Here is a 20178-nt window from a genome sequence, read left to right on the forward strand (position 1 = left end):
CGCGGCGGATCCGCCCGGCCGCAGGATGACCGGGCGCGGGGTGAGCACGCTCCTCGCCGGGATCCTGCTCGCCATCGCCGCGAACGTGCTCGCCGCTCCCGTGCTGCTCTACGTCGCCGCGCTGCTGTTCGGCATGCTCGTGCTCGCCGCGCTGTTCGTGTTCGCACCGCGCCGGCGCATCCGAGTCGACCGCACCGTCGCGGCCGACCTGCTGACCGTCGGCGACGACACCACCGTCCGGATGCGCGTCGAGGTGCGCACCGTGATGCGGCCGCCCGCCGGCCTCTGGCGCGACGTCCTCCCGCCCGCCGTGCTCGGCTCCGCGACCGGGAGCTTCCCCGCCGCCGATGCCGAGGCCGTTCCCGGGGGCACCGCGATGACGATGGTCTATCCGATCTCGGGCGTGCGCCGCGGGCTGGCCTCTCTGGGCCCCCTGCAGCTGACCACGTCGGATCCGTTCGGTCTGTTCGCCCGCACAGACGAGCTCGGCGACGTCACCCCGATCACGATCGTCCCCGCCGTGCTGCCGCTGCCTCGGCTCGCCGACCGCACCGGACGCGCCGGAGGCACCGCGCAGACGTCCTCTCACCGCCTCGGGCAGGGAACCGACAACCTCTCCCCCCGCCGGTACGTGCCGGGCGACTCGATGCGCCGGATCCACTGGCGCGCCACAGCGCACCGCGGCGATCTCATGGTGCGGCAGGAGGAGCAGGAGTCCAGCCCCGACGCGCTGGTCGTCCTCGACCGCGCCGGAGCACGCTGGCAGAACGCGGACGGCGAGACCGACCTGAACGGCTTCGACCGTGCCGTGACGGCGTGCGCGTCGATCGCCGTGCACCTGGTGGACCAGGGCTTCGCCGTCGACGTGGTCGATGCGACCGGGGTGCTCATCGGCCGGCTGCGCGGCGCCGAGGACGAACGCGACGGTCTCCTGGTGAGCCTCGCGGGCACCTCGCCGCGCTCCGGCGAGCGCGACCACGGACTCCCGGCCGCGGCCGAGGGCCACACCGTCGGCCCGCTCGTCGTCATCACCGGCACGATCGACCCCGCCGACGCCGGATCCCTGCCCCACGGCGGCGCCGGATCCCCGATCCTGCTGGCGACCTCGACGACGGCCGACGCGCTGGCCGCCGCCGGGATGCAGGGCTGGGCGACGGCCGCCCTGGGCGACGACCCCGCCGACGCCTGGACCGACGCCGGCGCCGCCGAGCCCGGATCCGCCACCGTGGACGCCGGCGCCGCCCCCCTCGCCCGGTCCTCCGGGAGCCCCGGACGAACAGATGCCGCCGGCGCGGAGACGGAGTCGGCCCATGTCCGCTGAGTCCAGCGCCTACGCGGGACCCGCGCGGCGGCCGCTCGCCGAGGGCGGGCCCGTCGCCGCCGCCCTGCTCACGGCCCTGGGTCTGGTCGTGGGCGTGTGGCCCCTGTCGACCGTGGTGCAGCCGGGCAGCTGGAGCGCAGGCGCCACCGGCGTCGCCACCACCGTGATCCTGGCGGGGGCCGCGGTGCGGCTGCTCGCCCGCCGTGCACCGGCATGGGTCGCGATCCCGGCCGTTCCCGTCGTGCAGCTCATCGCCGGCGCGATCGCCCTGACCGTCTTCGCTGCGCGCCAGCTCGGCACGGCGTGGCTGCTGCCGACGCCCGAGGTGTGGCGCGCCGTCGACGCCCTCGTCTCGGCGGCGCTCGGCGAGATCCGCGGCGGCGTCGCCCCACTGGCCTCCACGCCGGCGCTGGCGGTGTCGATCGCTTTCGCCGCCGGGCTCATCGCCGTCGTCCTGGACCTGGTGCTGGTGCCGCTGCGCTCGCCGATCGTGGCCGCGGTCCTGGTCTCGCTGCTCGGTGCGGTGCCCGCGATCGTCGTGCACCACGGCGTGGACCCGGTGTGGTTCATCGGTCTCGCCATCGTGATCCTGCTGTTCCTGCGCGTGCGCTTCCGTCCCACCGGATCCTCCCGGGCGCCGGAGGAAGACGGCCCGGCGCGCGAAGGAGCCCGCACGGCCGCCGCGGCGCCGGCACCGACGCGTCGCCTCCCGGCCGTCATGATCGGCGCGCTCGCGATCGTCGCGGCGCTGGTCGTCGCACCGCTCCTGCCGGTGTCGGCGGCGGGAATCAGCACCGGCGGCGGCACCACCACCCTCAGCGCCACCCTCAACCTCGGCCAGGACCTGCGTCGCCCCTCCCCCGTCACGGCCCTCACCCTCATCACTCAGGACGGCACGCCCCCCTATCTGCGCATCGCCACGCTCAGCCGGTTCGACGGCTCGACCTGGCAGCCGGATCGTCCCGCCACCGTGCCGCTCTCGCAGGGCTTCGGCGAGGTGATCGCCCCCGACGGCGTCGCCGTGCATACGGGCAAGACCACGGTGCGCACCGCAGGGATCGCCGGATCCTGGCTCCCGGTGCCGTACCAGGCCACCGGCGTGCGCGGCGAGACCGGCACCTGGAACGCCGCCGCCGACAACCGGACGGTGGTCGCCGCCAACGCCGACGCAGCGGATCAGAACTACACGATCGACACGAAGACGCTCGTGCCCACGCTCGACCAGATCCGCGCCGCCAGCGCCTCCGGATCGGACGCGCCGGCGGAGCTGCGCGCGCTGCCGTCCGACCTTCCCGCCATCATCTCCGACGATGCGCGTCAGGTGATCGGCGGGGCGACCAACGACTACGACCGGCTGATCGCGCTGCAGACGTGGTTCCGGGCCGGGTTCCGCTACTCGCTGCAGACGCCCGTCGACGACCGCTTCGACGGCACGAACGTCGATGCCGTGGCGAAGTTCCTCACGGTGCGCGAAGGCTACTGCGTGCACTTCGCCGGAGCGTTCGCGCTCATGGCGCGCTCGCTGGGGATGCCGACACGCATCGTGGTCGGCTACCTTCCGGGCACGGCGACCGATCGCCGCTCCGACGACGGCAAGGTCGTCTTCGAGGTGTCCTCGGATCAGCTGCATTCGTGGCCGGAGGTGTACTTCTCCGGCATCGGCTGGATCCCGTTCGAGCCGACCGCGAGCCGGGGCGTGCCGACCGCGTTCGCGGCGGCGACCGGTTCGGGTTCCGGCGGCGACACCGCCGCGACGACGGGCCCGACGCCGGTGCCGACCTCGACGGGGGGCACGAAGGATCCGAAGAACCTCGACGTGCCCGAGGCTGGCGCCACGGGCTCCGCCACCCCGAACGGCCTTCTCACGGCACCGGCGCTCTGGACGATGGGCGGCGTGGTCGTCGTGCTGCTGATGCCCGCGGCCCTGCGTCGCCTGCAGATCGTGAGACGCCGCTCCGCCGCGCGCCGCGGGGACGCCGCGGCCGCGTGGACGGAGCTGCGCGCCGCGCTGCAGGATCTGGGGCTGCCGGCGCCGCCCGCGGAGTCGCCGCGACGCCGCGGCGAGCGTCTGGTGCGGGAACGCGGAGTGGATCCTGCCGCCATGGAGGCGCTGGTGCGGGCGATCGAGAGAACGAGTTACGCGCCGCCCGGATCGTCGGCGGACGCCGGCGACCTCCGCGCACCGCTCGACGCGATCCGCCGCGCGCTCCGACGGCAGGTGTCCCGCCGAGACAGGATCGCCGCCGCGCTCATCCCGCGGTCGCTTCTCGGCGCCCGCCTGCTCGCGGCCTCCGCCTCCTGATCCGGCGACCTCGTCGCGCCCGCCGGATCCGCGTCACTCGCCCGTCGCCGCCGTCGGCGACACGCCCTCCCGCGCGGATCCGGGACGCGCCGGCTCGGCGTCGCCGCGGCGCCGATGCCACCAGCGCAGCACGTGGTCGATGCCGAATCCCAGAATCACGGCGAACACCACCGCGATCCCCACGCCCAGCAGCGGGTTGTCGTGCACCCACTGCCCGGCGAGGAGGCCGATGCCGAGGGCGTAGGCCACCCAGGTGAGGCACGCGAACAGGTCGAACAGGAAGAACCGCCGATGCGGATAGCCCGTCTGCCCCGCCATGTAGTTCACGGCGACCCGGCCCCACGGGATGTACCGCGCGGTGAAGATGAGGGCGGCTCCCCGCTTGTCGAGCTCGTACCGTGCCCACTCGAACATCTTGCGCACGCGCGGGCGACGCATCCACGCCCACCGCTCAGTCCCGATCGTGCTCCCCAGCAGGTACGCCATGTTGTCGCCCGCGACCGCCCCGACCAGCGCGACGATCCCCAGCACCAGGAGGTTCGGCTCCCCGTTGTGCAGGGACAGGGCCGCGAGCGCCACGAGCGCCGTCTCGCTGGGGAGGATGGTCGCGAAGCCGTCGATGAAGAAGAACACCAGCAGCACGGGAAACAGCCAGAGCTGTCCGGCGGCGTGCAGCAGCCAGGCGTTCAGCAGGTCCATGCGCACCACGCTACGGCGCGGCCCGGGCGCCGTCGTCATCCCCTGGAGTGATGTTCCGAACTGTTCACCCCGACCGCGGTAGGGCGCCCTTCCGCCGGATCACGCCGCGTCGGCGTGCTCCTGGCAGGGCACGGCGACGCACTCCGCGCAGACGACCGCCTGGTGGCGGCACGACGGATCGGGGCAGTTGGCCGTGCGGTTCGTGGCCGTTCCGCACCCGGCGCAGACGCCGATGACGGCGGCGTGATCGGAGAAGTCCACGGATCCGCGTCCGTCGAACACGTACAGCGATCCGTCCCAGAGCCCGTCATCGCCGAAGCGCTCGCCGTAGCGGACGATGCCGCCCTCCAGCTGGTACACCTCGCCGAACCCGCGGGCCGTCATCAGGCTCGAAAGCACCTCGCAGCGGATCCCGCCCGTGCAGTACGTGACGACCGGACGTCCCTTGAGGTCGTCGTACGCACCCGAGTCGAGAAGGCCGACGAAGTCCCGCGTGGTCTCCACATCGGGCACGATCGCGCCGCGGAACCGGCCGATCTGCGCCTCCAGGGCGTTGCGCCCGTCGAAGAACACGACCTCGTCGCCGCGCTCGGCCACCAGGTCGTGCAGGGCGTCCGGGGTGAGCCTGGCGCCTCCGCCGACCACTCCCTGCTCGTCGACGCGCAGCTCGTCCGGGGCGCCGAACGAGACGATCTCGTCACGCACCTTGACGCTCAGCTTCGGGAAGTCGGCGCTGCGTCCCTCGGCGTCGACCGCGGTGCCCTCGCTCCACTTCACGTCGGCGTCCCGGAACGGCGCGTACGCGCGGAACGAGCGCAGCCACTTCTTCACCGCGGGGAGGTCGCCGCCGAGGGTTCCGTTGATGCCGTGCGCGGAGATCAGGATCCGGCCGCGCAGGTTCAGCGCCTCGCACAGGTCGCGCTGCCAGAGCCGGATCGCCTCGGGGTCCGGGAGTGGCGCGAAGGCGTAGAACAGCACGATCTTCGGGGTGGGCACCAGGAGATTCTAGGCGTGCGATCCGCCCGCGCCCGCCCGGGTCCGCCCCGGATGCGCCCGGCCCGCCCGGATCAGTCCACGAGGTCGAGGGCCGTGCGGACGATGCTGTCGACGTCGATGCCGTGGTAGCGGTAGACGTCCTCCAGGTCGCCGGCCTGCCCGAAGCGGCTGACCCCCAGGTGCCGCGCGGGCACCCCGCGCACGCCGGCGAGGAAGGCGAGGGCGTGCGGGTGCCCGTCCAGCACGGTCACCAGCGGCACGGCCCGATCCGCCGGTAGCAGCTGCTCGAGGATCCAGCTCTCCCCGTCGCCGTCGCCGTCGCGGGCACGCAGAGCCTCGAAGAGCAGGCCGGGGCTCGTGACGCACACCACGTCGGCCGCGCATCCCAGCGCCTCGAGACGGTCCGCCGCGGCGCAGGCCTCGGGGATCATCGCGCCCATGGCGGCGATCGCCACCCGCGGCGCATCGGCCGAGCGCAGCCGGAATCCGCCGGCGACGACCTGGCGCCGCCGGCGCTCCCGGGCCGCCGGGTCGGACGGGATCGCGGCGAGCGCCTGATCGACGGGCTTGGTGGACAGGCGCAGATAGGCCGACTTCCCGCCCGGGCGCCCCATCTGCGCCATGGCCGCGAGGAGCGTCCACTCCACGTCCTGCACGAACGCCGGCTCGTAGCTCGTGCAGCCCGGCTGCTCCAGGCCGATCGACGGCGTCTTGATGGACTGATGCGCACCGCCCTCGCCGGCGAGGCTCACGCCCGACGGCGTGCCCACGAGGATCGACTGCCCGCCCGCGTAGATCCCGTACGACCACGGCTCCAGGGCGCGCTCCACGAACGGGTCGTACAGCACGCCGATCGGATACAGCGGCTGACCCCAGCGACTCCAGGTCGCGCCCAGCTCGCCGAGGAGGCTGACGAGGTTCACCTCCGCGATGCCGAGCTCGATGTGCTGTCCGCTCGGACGCTCGCGCCAGTGCATGATCGTCTCGCCGTCGTCGTCGAACCAGTCCGGCCGGTCGTCGGTCGACCACACCCCGACCTTGTTGAGCCACCCGGCGAGGTTGGTGCTGGAACTGACGTCCGGGCTCGCTGTCACCACGCGCCGGGCGACCTCGGGGGCGGATCGGGTGAGGTCGAGCAGCACGCGCCCGAGGGCGGCCTGGGTGGTGCCCGTGCCGGCCGGCGTGCGGCCGAAGTCGACCGGAACCGGATGCGCGGCGGCCGCCGGGACCTCGGGGCGGCGGAGACGCTCGGCGGTCTGCGCGCACAGCACGCCCTCCGCGGTGTCGGCGGCGAAGCGCCGCCAGGGCGCGGCCGGGTCCTCGCCCAGTCGCTCGGCGAGCTCGGCGTACTGGTCCCGCGTCAGCAGCGAGGAGTGGTTCTGCGGGTGCCCCTCGGTGGGCAGCCCGTTGCCCTTGATCGTGTACGCGATGATCACCGTCGGCCGGGTGTCGTCGATCCGGGCGAACGCCGCGCGCAGCGCTTCCAGATCGTGGCCGCCGAGGTTGCGGATCGCCGCGCGCAGGTCGGCGTCGTCGATGCCCTCCAGCAGGGCGCGGATCGCGGCCGCATCCGGCCCCGCACCGGGCAGGCGACGACGCAGCTCGTCGACGGGGCAGCGCAGCAGCCTCTGGTACTCCGGGTTCGGCATGTCCAGGATCCGGCTTCGCAGAGCTTCACCGCCCTCCCGGGAGAACAGCTCCTCCAGGCGGCGTCCGAACGCGACGGTGATCACCTGCCAGCCGACGGCGGCGAACATGCGCTCGAGCTTGCCTGCCGCGATGTCCGGCACGACCCGGTCCAGGGACTGCCGGTTGAGGTCGACGATCCACACGATCTCGCCGAGGTCGTGCACGTGCGGATCCAGCAGCGCCTCCCACACCGCTCCCTCGTCGAGCTCCGCATCGCCCACCAGCGAGTACTGACGCCCCCTCGGCGACTCCCCCGACAGCGAGGAGGCGTAGCGGCGGGCGATCGCACCCCAGATCGGCGCCGTGGCTCCGATCCCGACCGATCCGGTCGAGTAGTCGACGACGTCCGGATCCTTGGTGCGACTCGGGTAGCTCTGCACGCCGCCGAACTGGCGGAGCGACGTCATGTGGTGATCCTCGAGGCCGCCCAGGAGGTAGTTGATCGCGTGCAGCACGGGCGAGGCGTGCGGCTTGACCGAGACGCGATCCTCGGGGCGCAGCTGCTCGAACCACAGCGCGGTCATGATGGTCGCGATCGATGCGCTGGAGGCCTGATGTCCGCCGACCTTGAGGCCGGAGGGGTTGGGGCGCACGCGGTTCGCATGGTGCACCATCGAGGTGGCCAGCCACAGCACCCGCCGTTCGATGCGGGTCAGGGTGGAGAGCCGGTCGTCGGTCGACACGGCGGCGGGCGCAGGCGCGGTGAGCGGGGTCATCGGATTCCTCCTCGGACGGGCGCGCGGCGTCCTCGCCGCGGCCTCGATGCCGGCCCTCGTGGGGTGTCGCGCCGGCGCGCGCGTCGCGAACCGGAACGAAGCATCTGTGCAGAAGCAGATTGTCGCCCTATTGCACCAGCGTCACACCACCCTGACAATAGATCGATCTGATGTTGAACAGATCACTCAAAACAGCCTCTCCCCGAAGATCGGACGTGATCAGGATGAGCCCTCGCGCCGCGGACCGCACGGACACCGCCCTCCTGCGCCAGTTGATCCGCTCCCCCGCCGCCACGATCGTCGCCCTCGCCGAGGCGACCGGCCTCGCCCGCAACACGGTGCGGTCGCGCCTGGACCGCTACGAACGCGAAGGCGTGCTGCGCTCGCTCGAGCGCCGGGTCGATCCGGCCTTCCTCGGCTATCCGCTCGGCGCCTACATCGTCACGCGGGTCACCCAGCGAAAGCTCGACAGCGTGGGCGCGGAGCTGGCCGGCATCCCGGAGGTCATCGAGGTGCTCGGGCTCTCCGGCGTCACCGACCTGCTGATCCGGGTCGCCGCCCGCGACATCGACGACCTGTACCGCATCGCAGGCCGGATCCTCGACGTCGACGGGGTCAAGCGCACCAGCACCGGCCTCGTCATGCGCGAGATGGTCCCCTACCGCGTGGCCCAGCTGCTCTGAGCCGCCCGACGATCCGCCCCGACGTCGTGGTCAGCTCTCGCGCGAGGGCTCGGAGCGACGGCGGGCCCAGGCCCCCGCGGATTCGCTCGACAGCGCGAGCAGCGCCAGGCACTGCAGAGACGCCGCGAGCAGCGTGCCGTTGAAGCCGAGTGCGGCCCTCCCGTCGATGTAGTCGATCGCGGTCGAGAGCACCCCGATCGCCAGCAGCACCATGAGCACGGCCCTCGAGCGGCGACCCCGCCGCAGCACCGCCCACGCCATCAGCAGCTGCGCGAGCGAGACCAGCACGCCGAAGCCGATCACCACGAGCAGCACGACGGCCTGGTCCGTGGGCCCGTCGGCCAGGATCCGGCGGATGTCCGCATCGGTCGCTGCGCCGATCAGCAGCCCGCCCAGATCCAGCAGCGCCCCCAGCACCACGACCCCCACGGCGAAGAACGTCGACAGCGGTGCGCGCCGGATCGAGCGCTGGGCGGTGACGCGCAGCGGCTCGCCGCGCCCGGGGCTTCGTCGCTGCGCCGTGGCATCGACGGATGCGGGCGCCGGATCCGTCGCGGGGATCGGATCCGTCGCGCGGGGGACGACCACCGCTGTCACGTCGAGGATCGGCAGATGGCCGTCGGTGATGAAGCGGTCGCCGCCGCCGTTGCGCGAGTGATAGCCGGTGGTGAAGTCGCGCAGGTCGCGCACCCGCACCGCGGGGTCGGCCTCGCGGGCGCTCTGCACCACGAAGTCGCGCTCGATGTCGGTGTTCTCGTCGATGCGGTGGGTCACCTGCAGGGTGAACAGGCTGAGCCCCACGTCGGTGTCGTAGGTTCCCGCGCCCAGCCAGTCGGTCTGGGCGCCGCCGGGCAGCAGCCACCCGGGCGGGCAGTGCCAGAACCGCACGTGGTGGCGCTGCTTCGGATTGCCCGCGACCTCCTGCTGATAGGCCACGTCGTGACGGCGCCCGAACAGCATCAGCGGAGAGACCGGCGCGGTCGGGTAGCTCCGCCGCGTCAGCGTCGAGACGATGATCCCCCACGTCGACATCGCGGTGATCTCGTCCGCGCGGTGCCAGCCCGCACGCGTCATGACGGCGTCGAGCTGCTCGGCCGTGCCGTCGACGCCGAGGTTCACCGGATCCCCGAGCAGGCCGTCGGCGGTGCGGGTGCGCCCGAAGAAGTAGTCGGGCACGTAGAGGTCGGAGAGCATGCGGTGCAGACGCGGCAGCACGAGGTACGCCATGATCGCCCACACCGGCACGAACAGCAGCACCGACCAGGCGTAGCGGAACGTCTGCAGCGAGATGATCACCGCGAGCCAGACCGCCGACGCCGTGCCGACGAGGAAGGCGATCCGGTCGAACACCGTGGACGACGGCAGCGGCTGCTGCATCTGCAGCGCCCAGCGGCGTCTCGACGGGTGCTGCCCGTCGGCGTGCGCGGGATCGGTGCCGGTCACGGGGGGGCTCTCCTTCTCGGTCGTCCTCATCCTGGCACGGCCGACGGGCTCACCGCCCTGACCCGGCGCACCTGGTCGGGATCACGCCGCGGGATCGGATAGACTGATCAGGTTGTCCTCCTGGTGACGTGTCCGAGCGGCCGAAGGAGCACGCTTGGAAAGCGTGTGTTGTGCAAGCAACCGCGGGTTCGAATCCCGCCGTCACCGCCAGATCGAAGGCCCCGACTCCCGCAGAAGCCGCGGGGAGATCGGGGCCTTCGTCACGTCCCTGCCGGACCGGGCGTCCGAGGGGCACCGTGGCCGGCGTCTCAGTCGGCGAGCGCCTCCGCCACCTGGGAGAGATGGCGGGCCAGCATCTCCCGCGCCGCCTCCGCCGAGCCCGACGCGATCGCTTCCACGATGCGCGCGTGCTCCTCGTCCGATGACGACTGCCGAGCCTTGGTGATGTTGAGGAACTCGGACTGGGGATCCAGCGCCTGCCGCAGCGAGTCGACCATGGCGGCGAGCACGGGGTTGCCACTGGCCTCCGCGATCAGGCGATGGAACTCACCGTCCAGGCGCACCCATGCCCGCAGGTCCGCCGCCTGACGCATCCGGTCCAGCAGGGAGCGCATCCGCTCGAGCTGCTCGGGCGTGCGGCGCTCGGCGGCGTAGCCCGCGGCGGGGATCTCGATGTGCGGCCGCGCCTCGATCAGGTCGACCGCGGAGTAGCCGCCGAACGTGAGCTGGGGTCGGGGCTTCTTCGCACGGATGTACGTGCCGCTGCCCGTCAGCGTCTCGGTCAGGCCGAGCGTCGCGCAGGCCCCGAGCGCCTCGCGCAGGATCGCCCGGCTCACGCCGAATCTCCGGGCCAGTTCGACTTCCCCGGGAAGACGGTCGCCGATCGCCACGCCGTCGCTCGCGATGAGGGCCTGCAGGGCCTGGAACGTCGCCTCCGCCGCGCTCACGCGCTTAATCGGGGTGACGGGAACAGCGTCCTCGAGCACGATCTCCCCCGGTCTTCTGGAAGCCCCCAGCATACCGACGCCCTCTCAAGCCTCGATGCGCCGATGTTGCACGGCCCTCCCCCTCGCCATAAGCTGTCCGACAGCCAGACAGAAACCATCGACGATGCAGGAAGGCATTGGGGTGACGCAGAACAACGAGGTTCGGGTCGAGAACGAGCGGCAGGAGGTCGTCGCGGACGTCGGCGACCAGGGATACCGCAAGGCGCTCAAGCGCCGGCACATGAACATGATCGCGATCGGCGGCTCGATCGGAACGGGGCTGTTCCTCGGAGCGAGCGGCCGCATGGAGATCGCGGGACCGTCGCTCGCCGTCGTCTACATCGTCTGCGGCCTCTTCGCCTTCATCGTCGTCAGGGCGCTCGGAGAGCTGGTGATGTACCGGCCGTCGTCGGGCGCGTTCGTCTCGTACGCCCGTGAGTTCATGGGCGAGAAGGGCGCCTTCACGGTCGGGTGGCTGTTCTTCCTCGATTGGGGCACCACGGTCATCGCCGACATCACCGCGATCGCCCTCTACACCCACTTCTGGTCGTTCTTCACGCCGATCCCCCAGTGGGTCATCGCCCTCGTGGCGCTCATCATCGTCATGGCGATGAACGTCACGTCCGCGGTGCTGTTCGGGGAGCTGGAGTACTGGTTCGCGCTGATCAAGGTGGGCGCGATCGTGCTGTTCGGGATCCTCGGCATCTCCCTCATCGTCACGCAGACGCCCATCGACGGGCATCGTCCCGGCCTCGCCATGATCACCGAGAACGGGGGCTTCTTCCCGATGGGGATCGGCGCCATGTTCGTCATCGCCCTCGGCGTGGTCTTCGCCTACGGCGGCACCGAGATGGTCGGCGTCGCCGCGGGCGAGGCCAAGGATGCGCGCGCCGTCGTCCCCCGCGCGGTCAACTCGATCATGTGGCGCATCATGCTCTTCTACGCCGGCTCGGTCGTGCTGTTCACGCTCCTGATGCCGTGGAACGCGTACAAGGCGAACGAGAGCCCTTTCGTGACGGTGATGAGCGCCATCGGCGTCCCGCACGCCGGCGACATCATGAACCTCGTCGTGCTCACCGCCGCCATGTCGAGCCTGAACGCCGGGCTGTACTCCACGGGTCGCACGCTCCGCTCGCTCGCGATGGCGGGTACCGGCCCGAAGTTCGCCCGGCGGATGAACAAGGCCGGAGTGCCGTACGGCGGGATCCTGATCACCACCGGCCTCGGCGTGATCGGCGTCTTCCTGAACATGGTCGTCCCCGGCCAGGTGTTCGAGATCGTGCTCAACCTCGCCGGCCTCGGGATCGTCGGCGTCTGGGCGTCGATCATCGTCTGCCACTGGCTGTTCGTCCGCAGGATGAAGGCGGAGGGGCGCGAGCGCCCGTCGTTCCGACTGCCCTGGGCGCCCGTCACCAACGGCATCACCCTGGGGTTCCTCGCCCTGGTCGTGCTCCTGATGGCGCTCGACCAGGGCGTGGGCCGCATCACGCTCATCGCCTTCGGCGCCGTGATCGTGCTGCTCGTGGTCGGCTGGTACGCGGTCCGGGGCCGGGTCGACGCACAGGCGCTCACCGCCGCGATCGACCTGAGAGCACGCGAGGACGATGCAGTGACGAGGGGAGCAGCGGATGCGGATGGCTGAGTCGCGACGGACGGATCCGGCATCGCCCGCGGTCGATCGGCCGAGATCCTCGGGTCCGCTCGCGGTCCTGTACACGGGCGGCACCTTCGGCATGGTCCCCTCTGCCCAGGGCCTGATCCCGAACCCGCACCTGCGCGAGGAGGTCGAGGGGCTCATGGCGGACGCCCGGGGAGCCGACGGCGGCCCGCTCGCATGGGTCTACTCGGCGACCGCGTCCGCGGTGGACAGCGCCGAGATGGACGATGAGGCCCTCGGCAGGCTCGCGGACCAGCTCCGGGAGATCATCGCCCGGCACGATCCGCGCGGGGTGGTCGTGATCCACGGCAGCGACACCCTCGCCTACAGCGCCGCGTTCGCCGCCTTCGCGCTCGCCGACCTTCCGACGCCGATCGTGTTCACGGGCGCGCAGCGTCCGCTCGGCGCCGAGGGCTCCGACGCGGTCGACAACCTCTCGCTGGCGGTGGCCGCTGCGGATCGCGACGCTCCGCACGGAGTGCACATCGCCTTCGGCGGATCCCTCCTTCCGGCGGTCCGCGCGACCAAGCGATCGACCCAGAGCCTGCGCGCGTTCGCGGCGCCGCGGAGCCTCGCAGAGTCCCCGACCGGAGTCGATCGACTCCTCGCTGCTGCGCTGCGAGAGGCGGCGGGCACCCCCTCCCCCAGAACCGGGCTGGTCAAGGTCTCGCCCGGGCTCAGCGCGGCGCAGCTCGTCGCCGCATTGGAGGAGTGCCCCACCGGGATCGTGCTGGAATGCTACGGATCCGGCACCGCGCCGGCGGTGAGCGGAGGCCTCCTCGGCCCGATCCGCACGGCGACCGCACGCGGCACCGTCGTGCTCGCCGTGACGCAGTGCGAGGACGGTCCCGTGGTGCTGGACCGCTACGCGGTGGGGTCCGCCCTGGCCGATGCCGGAGCGATCGGCGGCGGCGACATGACGAGCGAGGCCGCGCTGGGCAAGCTCGGTGCGCTGGTGCGCGCCGGCGTCGTCGGCGACGAGCTCGGGGAGCTCCTCGCGCTGAACCTGATCGGCGAACGGCGCGGATGAGACGCCCCGTGGCGGGGCGCCGGCGATGCGCCGCTTCTCCGCCACGAGGGAGCAGACGCGGCGTGCGGTGGACGGGATGTCGGGGGATCTCCCGCCCGCCGCACGCCGCCACGGATCCCGCCGGTGCGGATCTTCGGCGCGGGCTCAGCGGAGCGATGCCGCCGGGATCGTGATGCCGTAGGTGGTGCTGCCGTCGCCCGAGGCGAGCTGCGTGAAACCGAGCCGCTCGTAGAACGCACCGGCCGGGGCGTTGGCGGCGTTCATGCTGAGGTGCAGCGCCGGCACGTCGCGACGCGCGAGCTCGGCGAGGAGGGTGTCGATCAGACGGCGTCCGAGCCCCTGCCCCTGGGTCTCCGGCAGCAGGTCGATATGCAGATGCGCGGGGTACTCCCGCACGATCGGGTCGTCGCCCGGCGCCTGCCGGTCGCCGTATGCGATGAAGCGGTCCTGCGCGGTCGGCTCCGACGCTCCCGAACGGCGGTAGCGGTCCCGGCGGGAGGGCCACCACTCGTCGTGGAACCAGGCGGCGAAGGCGTCGGTGTCGTCGGTGGCGACCACGTAGCCGATCACCCGGCCGTCGTCGGATTCCACCACCCAGCACAGGCCGGGGTCGCGCCGCGCGTACGGCACCGCGAACAGATCGCCCCAGAGGGCGTCGTCCTCGAGCATGCCGGTGGCGTCGGCGCCGACGTCCGCGGTCTTCACGCAGACGTCGTACAGCCCGCCGATGTCGTCGGAGCGGAACGGTCGGATGCGTGCCACGGAATGCCCTTCGATCGATGCGCCGGCCCTCCGCACGGGTTCGGGGCCTGCCGCCCCCTCAGCCTAGCGAGGCGGATCCGCGCTCCGATCGTCGGCCTCGGCGAGGGCCCGGGGCGGACGGATCCAGCGCCACAGCGCCGCGGCCACGAGGAAGGCCGCTCCGGCGCCGATCAGCGCACCGCCTACCGTGTCGCTGAACCAGTGCACGCTGAGCACCGTGCGCGAGAAACCCATCGCGACCGTCCACAGGGCGCCGCCGATCGCGACCCACAGCATCGGGAACAGGAACCAGAGCACCACGGCGAGGGCGGCGGCGTTCGCGGTGTGACCGGAGGGAAAGGACCCGAAGTCCGAGGCGATCAGCAGGTCCTGGGGACGATCGCGGCCCAGGGCCCGCTTGACGAGCTGCACGAGGCCTGCGCTGAAGACGAAGGCCACGAGCGCGAAGACGGCCCCACGCCAGCCGCGACCGATCCAGGCGAGCACCGCGATCAGGAGCGGGACGAGGATGGTCGCGACCCAGCCGCCGCCGAGCACGTTCATCACCAGCGCCCAGCCCGTCAGCACCGGATTGCGCCACTCGACCATCTCGAGGTTCCAGGCGTCGTCGAGCGAGACGATGAGGCTCGGCGAGGTCGCCAGCACGATGGCGGTGACCAGGGTCGCCGCGACCCCGGCGAGACCAAGGACGAGAGCCACCCGACGAGTCATCCGCCCATTCTCCCCCACCTCCCTCCGGCAGACGCGACGCCGCCCCCGCTCCGTCTATTTGCGTCAAACCGTTGGTTCCGGTGCCGAAACGGCACCGTTTGACGCAAATAGACGGAAGCGGGGGCGGCGGGGGCTCAGCCCTTCGTGGCGCCGGCCAGCAGGCCGCGCACGAAGAAGCGCTGCAGCGCGAAGAAGACGATCAGCGGAACGATGATCGAGATGAACGTTCCGGCCGACTGCAGGTACCACTGGTTGCCCCAGGTGCCGGACAGCGAGTTCAGCGTCTGGGTCAGTGGCAGGGAGGATTCCGGCGCGAAGATGGTCGCCACGAGCAGATCGTTCCAGACCCAGAGGAACTGGAAGATCGCGAACGACGCGATGGCCGGCATCGCGAGCGGCAGGATGATCCGGAAGAAGATCTGTCCGTGGCCCGCGCCGTCCACCCGAGCAGCCTCGACGACCTCACCGGGGATCTCCGCGATGAAGTTGTGCAGCATGAAGATCGCCAGCGGCATCGCGAAGATCGCGTGCGCGATCCACACCGTCGCGAAGCTGTGGTCGACATCCCGCAGCGTGAAGCCCGGGAAGATCTGCGTCCCGAACAGCGTGAGCCCCCGCGAGAACAGCGACAGCAACGGCACCAGGGCCATCTGGATCGGCACGATCTGCAGCGCGAACACGAACACGAACACGAGGTTCTTGCCCTTGAAGTTCATCCACGCGAAGCCGTAGGCGGCGAGCGAGGCGATGAAGATCGGGATCACCGTGGCCGGGATCGTGATCGCGAGCGAGTTCACGAACGAGGCGCCGAGCGTGAGGGCGGTGCCCCCCGAGGTCAGCGCGTCGGCGTAGTTGCTCAGCGTGAACGACGGGTCGACGAAGACCGTCCACCAGCCGGTGCTGTTCGAGTCCGCACCGGGACGGAACGATGTGACGAACAGGCCGAGGGTGGGGATCGTCCAGAAGATCGCGATGATCACCGCCGCGATCGTGGCCCCCCGCGACGTGAGCCGCTTCTGCGCGGTCGCCTCGTTGCGGCGGGTGTCGCGCTCCACCTGGCGCTTGCTGCGATTGTCGGTGACGATCGCCTGTGTCGCACTCATCAGCGGATCTCCCTCTGCTTGGCCATCTGCCGGGCGTTGTAGATGATCAGCGGCAGCACGAACAGGAACAGCACCACGGCCAGGGCCGACGAGTGACCGTAGCTCTGGAACCGCTGCTGCTGGTTGACCATCTCGAAGCCGAGCACGGTGCTGTTCGCCCGGCCGCCGGTCATCACCGCGACGATGTCGTAGACCTTGAGCGAGGCGATCGTGATCGTGGTCAGCACCACGATGAGCGACGAGCGGATGCCCGGCACCGTGACGTTTCGGAACCTCTCCCAGGCGTTCGCGCCGTCCAGCGACGCGGCCTCGATCTGCTCGGTCGGGACCGCCTTGATGGCCGCCGACAGGATCACCATCGCGAAGCCGGTCTGCGTCCAGATGAACACGATCAGCAGGCAGATGGTGTTGACGAGCGGGGTGGTGTCCAGCCAGGAGACGGGCTTGCCTCCGAACAGGGTGACGATCGCGTTGAGCAGACCGATCTGCGCGCCCTGCCGGAAGTCGTAGATGAACTTCCAGATGATGCCGGCGCCGACGAACGAGATCGCGACCGGCATGAAGACGAACACCTTGAGGATCTTCTCGCCGCGCGCCCGGTCGATGAACACGGCGTACGCGAGTCCGAAGATCGTCGACACGATCGGGGCGATGAGCGCCCAGATCAGCGTGTTGATGACGGACCAGAAGCCCTCCGGGTTCGTGAACACCCACTGGTAGTTCTCGAGCGCGACGAAGTCCTTGCCGGTCTTGTCGAAGAACGACTGGATGATCGTGCTCACGGCCGGGTAGATGAGTCCCACGATGAGCAGAAGCGTGGCGGGCGCCATGAACAGCGTGAGCTGGAACAGGTAGCCGGATCCCTCACGCGCGCGGTAGTCCGCGAAGAACAGCAGCCCGCCGGCGACCAGCGCGATGATCATGACGTAGACGACGGCGTTCTGGTAGGGCCGCAGCATCATGAACGCCAGGACCGGGATGGCGAAGCACGCCACCAGGCGCAGCCAGAAGTAGCCCTTCCCATGCCGCGGCGCGTACTCGATGAGCACCAGCAGCACTCCGGCGACGACGGCGAACACGAGGAGCACCAGAGGGATCTGGAGCAGCGGGTTCAGCTGGCCGATCCAGGTGAAGAAGCTGTTGAGCGAGAAGCCGAGCGACGTCGGCTTCGGGTTGTCCGCCGGACCACCGGCGAGGAGGGCGAAGAAGACCCCGATGATCACGACGGCGCCGACGATGTAGGCGCCGACCGTGACGGATCGGGAAGCGGTCGTGCGGCCGGAGCTCACGGATTCGGTCTTGCGACTGGATCGCGTGGTCTCGGTCGCTGTGGTTTGCGACATGTGGACCCCTTATGACGGTTCGACGGTGAACACTTTCAGGACCTTCCCGAGACGACTGCGGGGCCGCCCGCGCTGGCGGACGACCCCGCAGTCTCTCAGGTGGTACTCAGACTAGTTCTTGTAACCGGCCTGGATATCGCTCAGCACCTGATCGGTCGGCTTTCCGTCGATCCAGCTGACCATGCCCTTCCAGAACGATCCGGAGCCGACGGTGGCCGGCATCAGGTCGCTCGCGTCGAAACGCAGCGTGGTCTTGGGATCCTGCAGCGTCTTCATCGCGTCCTGCAGGAACTGGCTGGAGGCGAGCGAGGCGTCCGCGTTCTTGTTGGCGGAGATCACGCCGCCGAGCTTGACGCGGGCGTTCGCGAACTCCGGCGAGGACATGAACTCCAGGACCTTCTTGGTCGCGGCGCTGTCGGTGAAGCCGGCGACGAACTCGCCGCCGCCCTCGATGGTGTTCTCACCCTCCTTGAGGCCGGGGAGCACGAACGCGTACACGTCGCCGTCGGGGGCGACCTTCGGCGCGGCGCCCGCCTTGGTCTTCACGTCGAGGAAGTTCGACGAGAGGAACGAGGCCTGGTGCGTCATGAGGCAGGTGCCGTCGGCCACCTTGGCCGCGACGTCCGCGAAGGCGGTCGAGTTGATGCTCTTCACGTCGCCGAAGCCCGCGTTGACGTACTTCGGGTCGAGCAGGATCGTGCCCACGGCGTCGAAGGCCTGCTTGATCTGAGGGTCGGTGAACTTCACGTCGCCCGCGACCCACTTGTCGTAGACGTCGGTGCCGCTCTGGCGCAGGACGAGGTCCTCGATCCAGTCGGTGCCCGGCCAGCCGGAGGCGTCACCCGAGGCGAAGCCCGCGCACCACGGAGCGGCGCCGGTCTTCTCCTGGAGCGTCTTGGTGAGCGTCAGCAGGTCGTCCCAGGTCTTCGGCACCTCGACGCCGAGCTCCTTGAACTTCGCCGGCGAGTACCAGACGTAGCCCTTGACGTTCGCGAGCATCGGCGCGGCGTAGAACTTGCCGTCGATGGTGCCGTACGTCTTCCAGTCCTTCGACCAGTTCTTGTCGACGTTGGCCGAGACCTCCGAGGGGGCTTCCTTGACCTGGCCCGTGCCGACGAGGCTCTTCAGCAGACCCGGCTGCGGCACGATCGCGATGTCCGGGGCGCTGCCGCCGGACACCTTCGTGACGATGTTGCCCTCGAAGCCCTTGTCGCCCGTGTAGACGACCTTGATGCCGGTGTCCTTCGTGAACTGATCGAAGGACTTGTTCAGCAGGTCGGCCTCGGATCCCGTGATACCGCCGGAGATCTTGACGGTCTCACCCTTGCCGGACGAATCCCCGCCGCCCGACGAGCCGCCTTCGGCGCAACCCGCGAGAGCGAGGCCGGACACCGCGATCAGCGCCAGGGGCGCGATCAGGCGACGTCGCTGAGACATTCCCATACGTTTTCTCCTTCGAATTCGCGGGGGCCATTTCCCCAACGCTGGGGGCTCCTCTCAGGAACCGCTTCCAGGCGACACTAGTGACCCTCCCGGTCTTTGCGCAACGTGCATCGGATCACAACTGGATAACCGGCGTCGTCGCACCCCCGGGATCCATGGGAGCGCTTTCAAGGAACCGGTTCCATAGAGTCTGAGATATCGCTATGGTGAGGGAATCCGTTTCGAGGAGGATTCGCCGTGACCGGGATCATCGACGTCGCACTGCGCGCGGGCGTGGCGAAATCGACGGCCAGTCGCGCCCTCAGCGGGAACGGCTACGTCTCCGCCGAGACCCGGGAGCGCGTCGAGCGCGCAGCCAGGGAGCTCGCCTACTCCGCGCACTCCAGCGCCTCCAGTCTCGCGACCGGACGCACCTCGACGATCGGCGTCATCATGCCGGTGGCCGACCGCTGGTACTTCGCCGAGCTGCTCGCGGGGCTGCAGCAGGCGCTCATCGCCGACGGCCTCGACCTCGCGCTCTACGGCGCCGCCGAAGGCAGCGCCGAGCGCGCCAGGATGCTGGACCACGCGCTCGCGGGGCGCCGGTTCGACGGCATCATCGCGGTCTGCCTGCAGCCCGGCGCCCATGAGCTGGAGCGTCTGACGGGCATCGGGCTCCCGCTCGTGTCGGTCGGCCCTTTCGCCGAAGGCGCCGACACCGTCACGATCGACGACGTGGCCGCCGCGCGGGTCGCGACGGAGCACCTGATCGACCTCGGCCACGAGGACATCGCGTTCCTCGGCGACGCGCTGGACGGCGACCGCTTCAGCTACGGTGAGCGCAAGCGCCTGGACGGCTACCGCCAGGCCATGACCGCGGCCGGACTCGAGCACCGGATCCGCGCCGTGCGCACGCCGTCCACGATCCCGGAGGCCTTCGCCACGGCGGCCGCACTGCTGGCCGACCGCCGGCACCGCCCGACCGCGATCGCCGCCGTGTGCGACGAGGCGGCGGTCGGCGCCATCATCGCGGCGCAGCGTCTCGGGATCGGAGTGCCCAGCGACCTGAGCGTGACCGGCGTCGACGACCACCGCTACGCCGAGATGTTCAGCCTCACCACGATCCGTCAGAGCCCGCGCGAGCAGGGCATCGAGGCGGTGCGCCTGCTGCGTGCCCGCATGCAGGACGCCGACGCGCCCCTGAGGCACGTGATCTCGCCCGCGACGCTCGTGGCCCGTCAGTCCACGGCCGCCCCGCGCCTCGACACCGCCCGGTGACGCACGAAGGCCCCGGGCGGACCCGGGGCCTTCGCAG

The 20178-nt window shown here is 70.8% G+C and carries 16 protein-coding genes and 1 tRNA gene; 7 read left to right on the forward strand and 10 right to left on the reverse strand.

Going from position 1 to position 20178, the window contains the following annotated elements:
* The first annotated feature begins 40 nt into the window (after nt 1-40).
* Nucleotides 41-1321: a DUF58 domain-containing protein gene (locus NFX31_RS13055; protein WP_262955923.1), complete on the forward strand. Its 1281-nt coding sequence runs from the start codon at nt 41-43 to the stop codon at nt 1319-1321.
* Complete coding sequence (locus tag NFX31_RS13060) at nt 1311-3623, forward strand: transglutaminase TgpA family protein (protein WP_262955924.1); 2313 nt, start codon at nt 1311-1313, stop codon at nt 3621-3623. The genes NFX31_RS13055 and NFX31_RS13060 overlap by 11 nt, the downstream gene beginning before the upstream one ends.
* A 33-nt stretch (nt 3624-3656) precedes the next feature.
* On the opposite strand, the gene NFX31_RS13065 is transcribed toward NFX31_RS13060, so the two are convergent.
* From NFX31_RS13065 to NFX31_RS13075, 3 genes are all read right to left on the reverse strand, one after another.
* Complete coding sequence (locus NFX31_RS13065) at nt 3657-4322, reverse strand: DedA family protein (RefSeq protein WP_262955925.1); 666 nt, start codon at nt 4320-4322, stop codon at nt 3657-3659.
* A gap of 99 nt (nt 4323-4421) precedes the next feature.
* A complete protein-coding gene (gene trhO / locus NFX31_RS13070) occupies nt 4422-5318 on the reverse strand; it encodes an oxygen-dependent tRNA uridine(34) hydroxylase TrhO (RefSeq protein WP_262955926.1) in 897 nt (298 codons plus the stop codon).
* Between the two features lie 71 nt (nt 5319-5389).
* Nucleotides 5390-7723, reverse strand: a complete 2334-nt coding sequence (locus NFX31_RS13075) for a transketolase-like TK C-terminal-containing protein (RefSeq protein WP_262955927.1) — start codon at nt 7721-7723, stop codon at nt 5390-5392.
* Nucleotides 7724-7947: 224 nt separating this feature from the next.
* Between NFX31_RS13075 and NFX31_RS13080 the strand changes: the two genes are divergently transcribed.
* The gene (locus NFX31_RS13080) at nt 7948-8406 is read left to right on the forward strand and encodes an Lrp/AsnC family transcriptional regulator (RefSeq protein WP_262955928.1); all 459 of its coding nucleotides are present in this window, start codon (nt 7948-7950) and stop codon (nt 8404-8406) included.
* A 30-nt stretch (nt 8407-8436) separates the two neighbouring features.
* Here the strand turns inward: NFX31_RS13080 and NFX31_RS13085 are convergent, their stop codons facing one another.
* The gene (locus NFX31_RS13085) at nt 8437-9849 is read right to left on the reverse strand and encodes an LssY C-terminal domain-containing protein (RefSeq protein ID WP_258955425.1); all 1413 of its coding nucleotides are present in this window, start codon (nt 9847-9849) and stop codon (nt 8437-8439) included.
* A gap of 122 nt (nt 9850-9971) precedes the next feature.
* Between NFX31_RS13085 and NFX31_RS13090 the strand changes: the two genes are divergently transcribed.
* Nucleotides 9972-10059, forward strand: a tRNA-Ser gene (locus tag NFX31_RS13090).
* Between the two features lie 98 nt (nt 10060-10157).
* Here the strand turns inward: NFX31_RS13090 and NFX31_RS13095 are convergent.
* Nucleotides 10158-10796 (reverse strand): FadR/GntR family transcriptional regulator, encoded by a 639-nt coding sequence (locus NFX31_RS13095; protein ID WP_091479417.1) that lies wholly within the window; start codon nt 10794-10796, stop codon nt 10158-10160.
* A gap of 181 nt (nt 10797-10977) precedes the next feature.
* On the opposite strand from NFX31_RS13095, the gene NFX31_RS13100 reads away from it, so the two are divergent.
* Both NFX31_RS13100 and NFX31_RS13105 read left to right on the forward strand, forming a co-directional pair.
* The gene (locus tag NFX31_RS13100) at nt 10978-12477 is read left to right on the forward strand and encodes an amino acid permease (protein WP_262955929.1); all 1500 of its coding nucleotides are present in this window, start codon (nt 10978-10980) and stop codon (nt 12475-12477) included.
* Nucleotides 12470-13522, forward strand: a complete 1053-nt coding sequence (locus tag NFX31_RS13105; protein ID WP_262955930.1) for an asparaginase domain-containing protein — start codon at nt 12470-12472, stop codon at nt 13520-13522. Before NFX31_RS13100 ends, NFX31_RS13105 begins: the two co-directional genes overlap by 8 nt.
* Before the next feature lie 144 nt (nt 13523-13666).
* Here the strand turns inward: NFX31_RS13105 and NFX31_RS13110 are convergent, their stop codons facing one another.
* From NFX31_RS13110 to NFX31_RS13130, 5 genes are all read right to left on the reverse strand, one after another.
* Nucleotides 13667-14284 carry a GNAT family N-acetyltransferase gene (locus tag NFX31_RS13110; protein WP_262955931.1) on the reverse strand — a complete coding sequence of 206 codons (618 nt, stop codon included), beginning with the start codon at nt 14282-14284 and terminating at the stop codon, nt 13667-13669.
* Nucleotides 14285-14347: 63 nt separating this feature from the next.
* Nucleotides 14348-14995, reverse strand: coding sequence for a phosphatase PAP2 family protein (locus tag NFX31_RS13115; RefSeq protein ID WP_045250545.1), 648 nt, complete (start codon nt 14993-14995; stop codon nt 14348-14350).
* A 134-nt stretch (nt 14996-15129) separates the two neighbouring features.
* On the reverse strand, nt 15130-16098 hold the full coding sequence (locus tag NFX31_RS13120) for a carbohydrate ABC transporter permease (protein ID WP_045250546.1): 969 nt from the start codon (nt 16096-16098) through the stop codon (nt 15130-15132).
* Entirely contained in the window at nt 16098-17441 is a 1344-nt protein-coding gene (locus NFX31_RS13125) for a carbohydrate ABC transporter permease (RefSeq protein WP_082072300.1), read from the reverse strand. Before NFX31_RS13125 ends, NFX31_RS13120 begins: the two co-directional genes overlap by 1 nt.
* A 111-nt stretch (nt 17442-17552) precedes the next feature.
* Nucleotides 17553-18884, reverse strand: a complete 1332-nt coding sequence (locus NFX31_RS13130; RefSeq protein WP_045250547.1) for an ABC transporter substrate-binding protein — start codon at nt 18882-18884, stop codon at nt 17553-17555.
* A 237-nt stretch (nt 18885-19121) separates the two neighbouring features.
* Between NFX31_RS13130 and NFX31_RS13135 the strand changes: the two genes are divergently transcribed.
* Nucleotides 19122-20141 carry a LacI family DNA-binding transcriptional regulator gene (locus NFX31_RS13135; protein WP_045250548.1) on the forward strand — a complete coding sequence of 340 codons (1020 nt, stop codon included), beginning with the start codon at nt 19122-19124 and terminating at the stop codon, nt 20139-20141.
* Nucleotides 20142-20178: the final 37 nt, after the last annotated feature.

Origin of the sequence: Microbacterium azadirachtae, from assembly GCF_025583665.1 — a bacterium.
In the GTDB taxonomy this organism is placed as follows: domain Bacteria; phylum Actinomycetota; class Actinomycetes; order Actinomycetales; family Microbacteriaceae; genus Microbacterium; species Microbacterium azadirachtae.

What these genes read in the sequence shown, in the direction of transcription:
- NFX31_RS13115 (WP_045250545.1), bottom strand. Translation starts at nt 14,995, where the DNA reads ATGACTCGTCGGGTGGCTCTCGTCCTTGGTCTCGCCGGGGTCGCGGCG.
- NFX31_RS13075 (WP_262955927.1), bottom strand. Translation starts at nt 7,723, where the DNA reads ATGACCCCGCTCACCGCGCCTGCGCCCGCCGCCGTGTCGACCGACGAC.
- NFX31_RS13105 (WP_262955930.1), top strand. Translation starts at nt 12,470, where the DNA reads ATGGCTGAGTCGCGACGGACGGATCCGGCATCGCCCGCGGTCGATCGG.
- NFX31_RS13060 (WP_262955924.1), top strand. Translation starts at nt 1,311, where the DNA reads ATGTCCGCTGAGTCCAGCGCCTACGCGGGACCCGCGCGGCGGCCGCTC.
- NFX31_RS13125 (WP_082072300.1), bottom strand. Translation starts at nt 17,441, where the DNA reads ATGTCGCAAACCACAGCGACCGAGACCACGCGATCCAGTCGCAAGACC.
- NFX31_RS13130 (WP_045250547.1), bottom strand. Translation starts at nt 18,884, where the DNA reads ATGGGAATGTCTCAGCGACGTCGCCTGATCGCGCCCCTGGCGCTGATC.
- NFX31_RS13120 (WP_045250546.1), bottom strand. Translation starts at nt 16,098, where the DNA reads ATGAGTGCGACACAGGCGATCGTCACCGACAATCGCAGCAAGCGCCAG.
- NFX31_RS13080 (WP_262955928.1), top strand. Translation starts at nt 7,948, where the DNA reads ATGAGCCCTCGCGCCGCGGACCGCACGGACACCGCCCTCCTGCGCCAG.
- NFX31_RS13065 (WP_262955925.1), bottom strand. Translation starts at nt 4,322, where the DNA reads ATGGACCTGCTGAACGCCTGGCTGCTGCACGCCGCCGGACAGCTCTGG.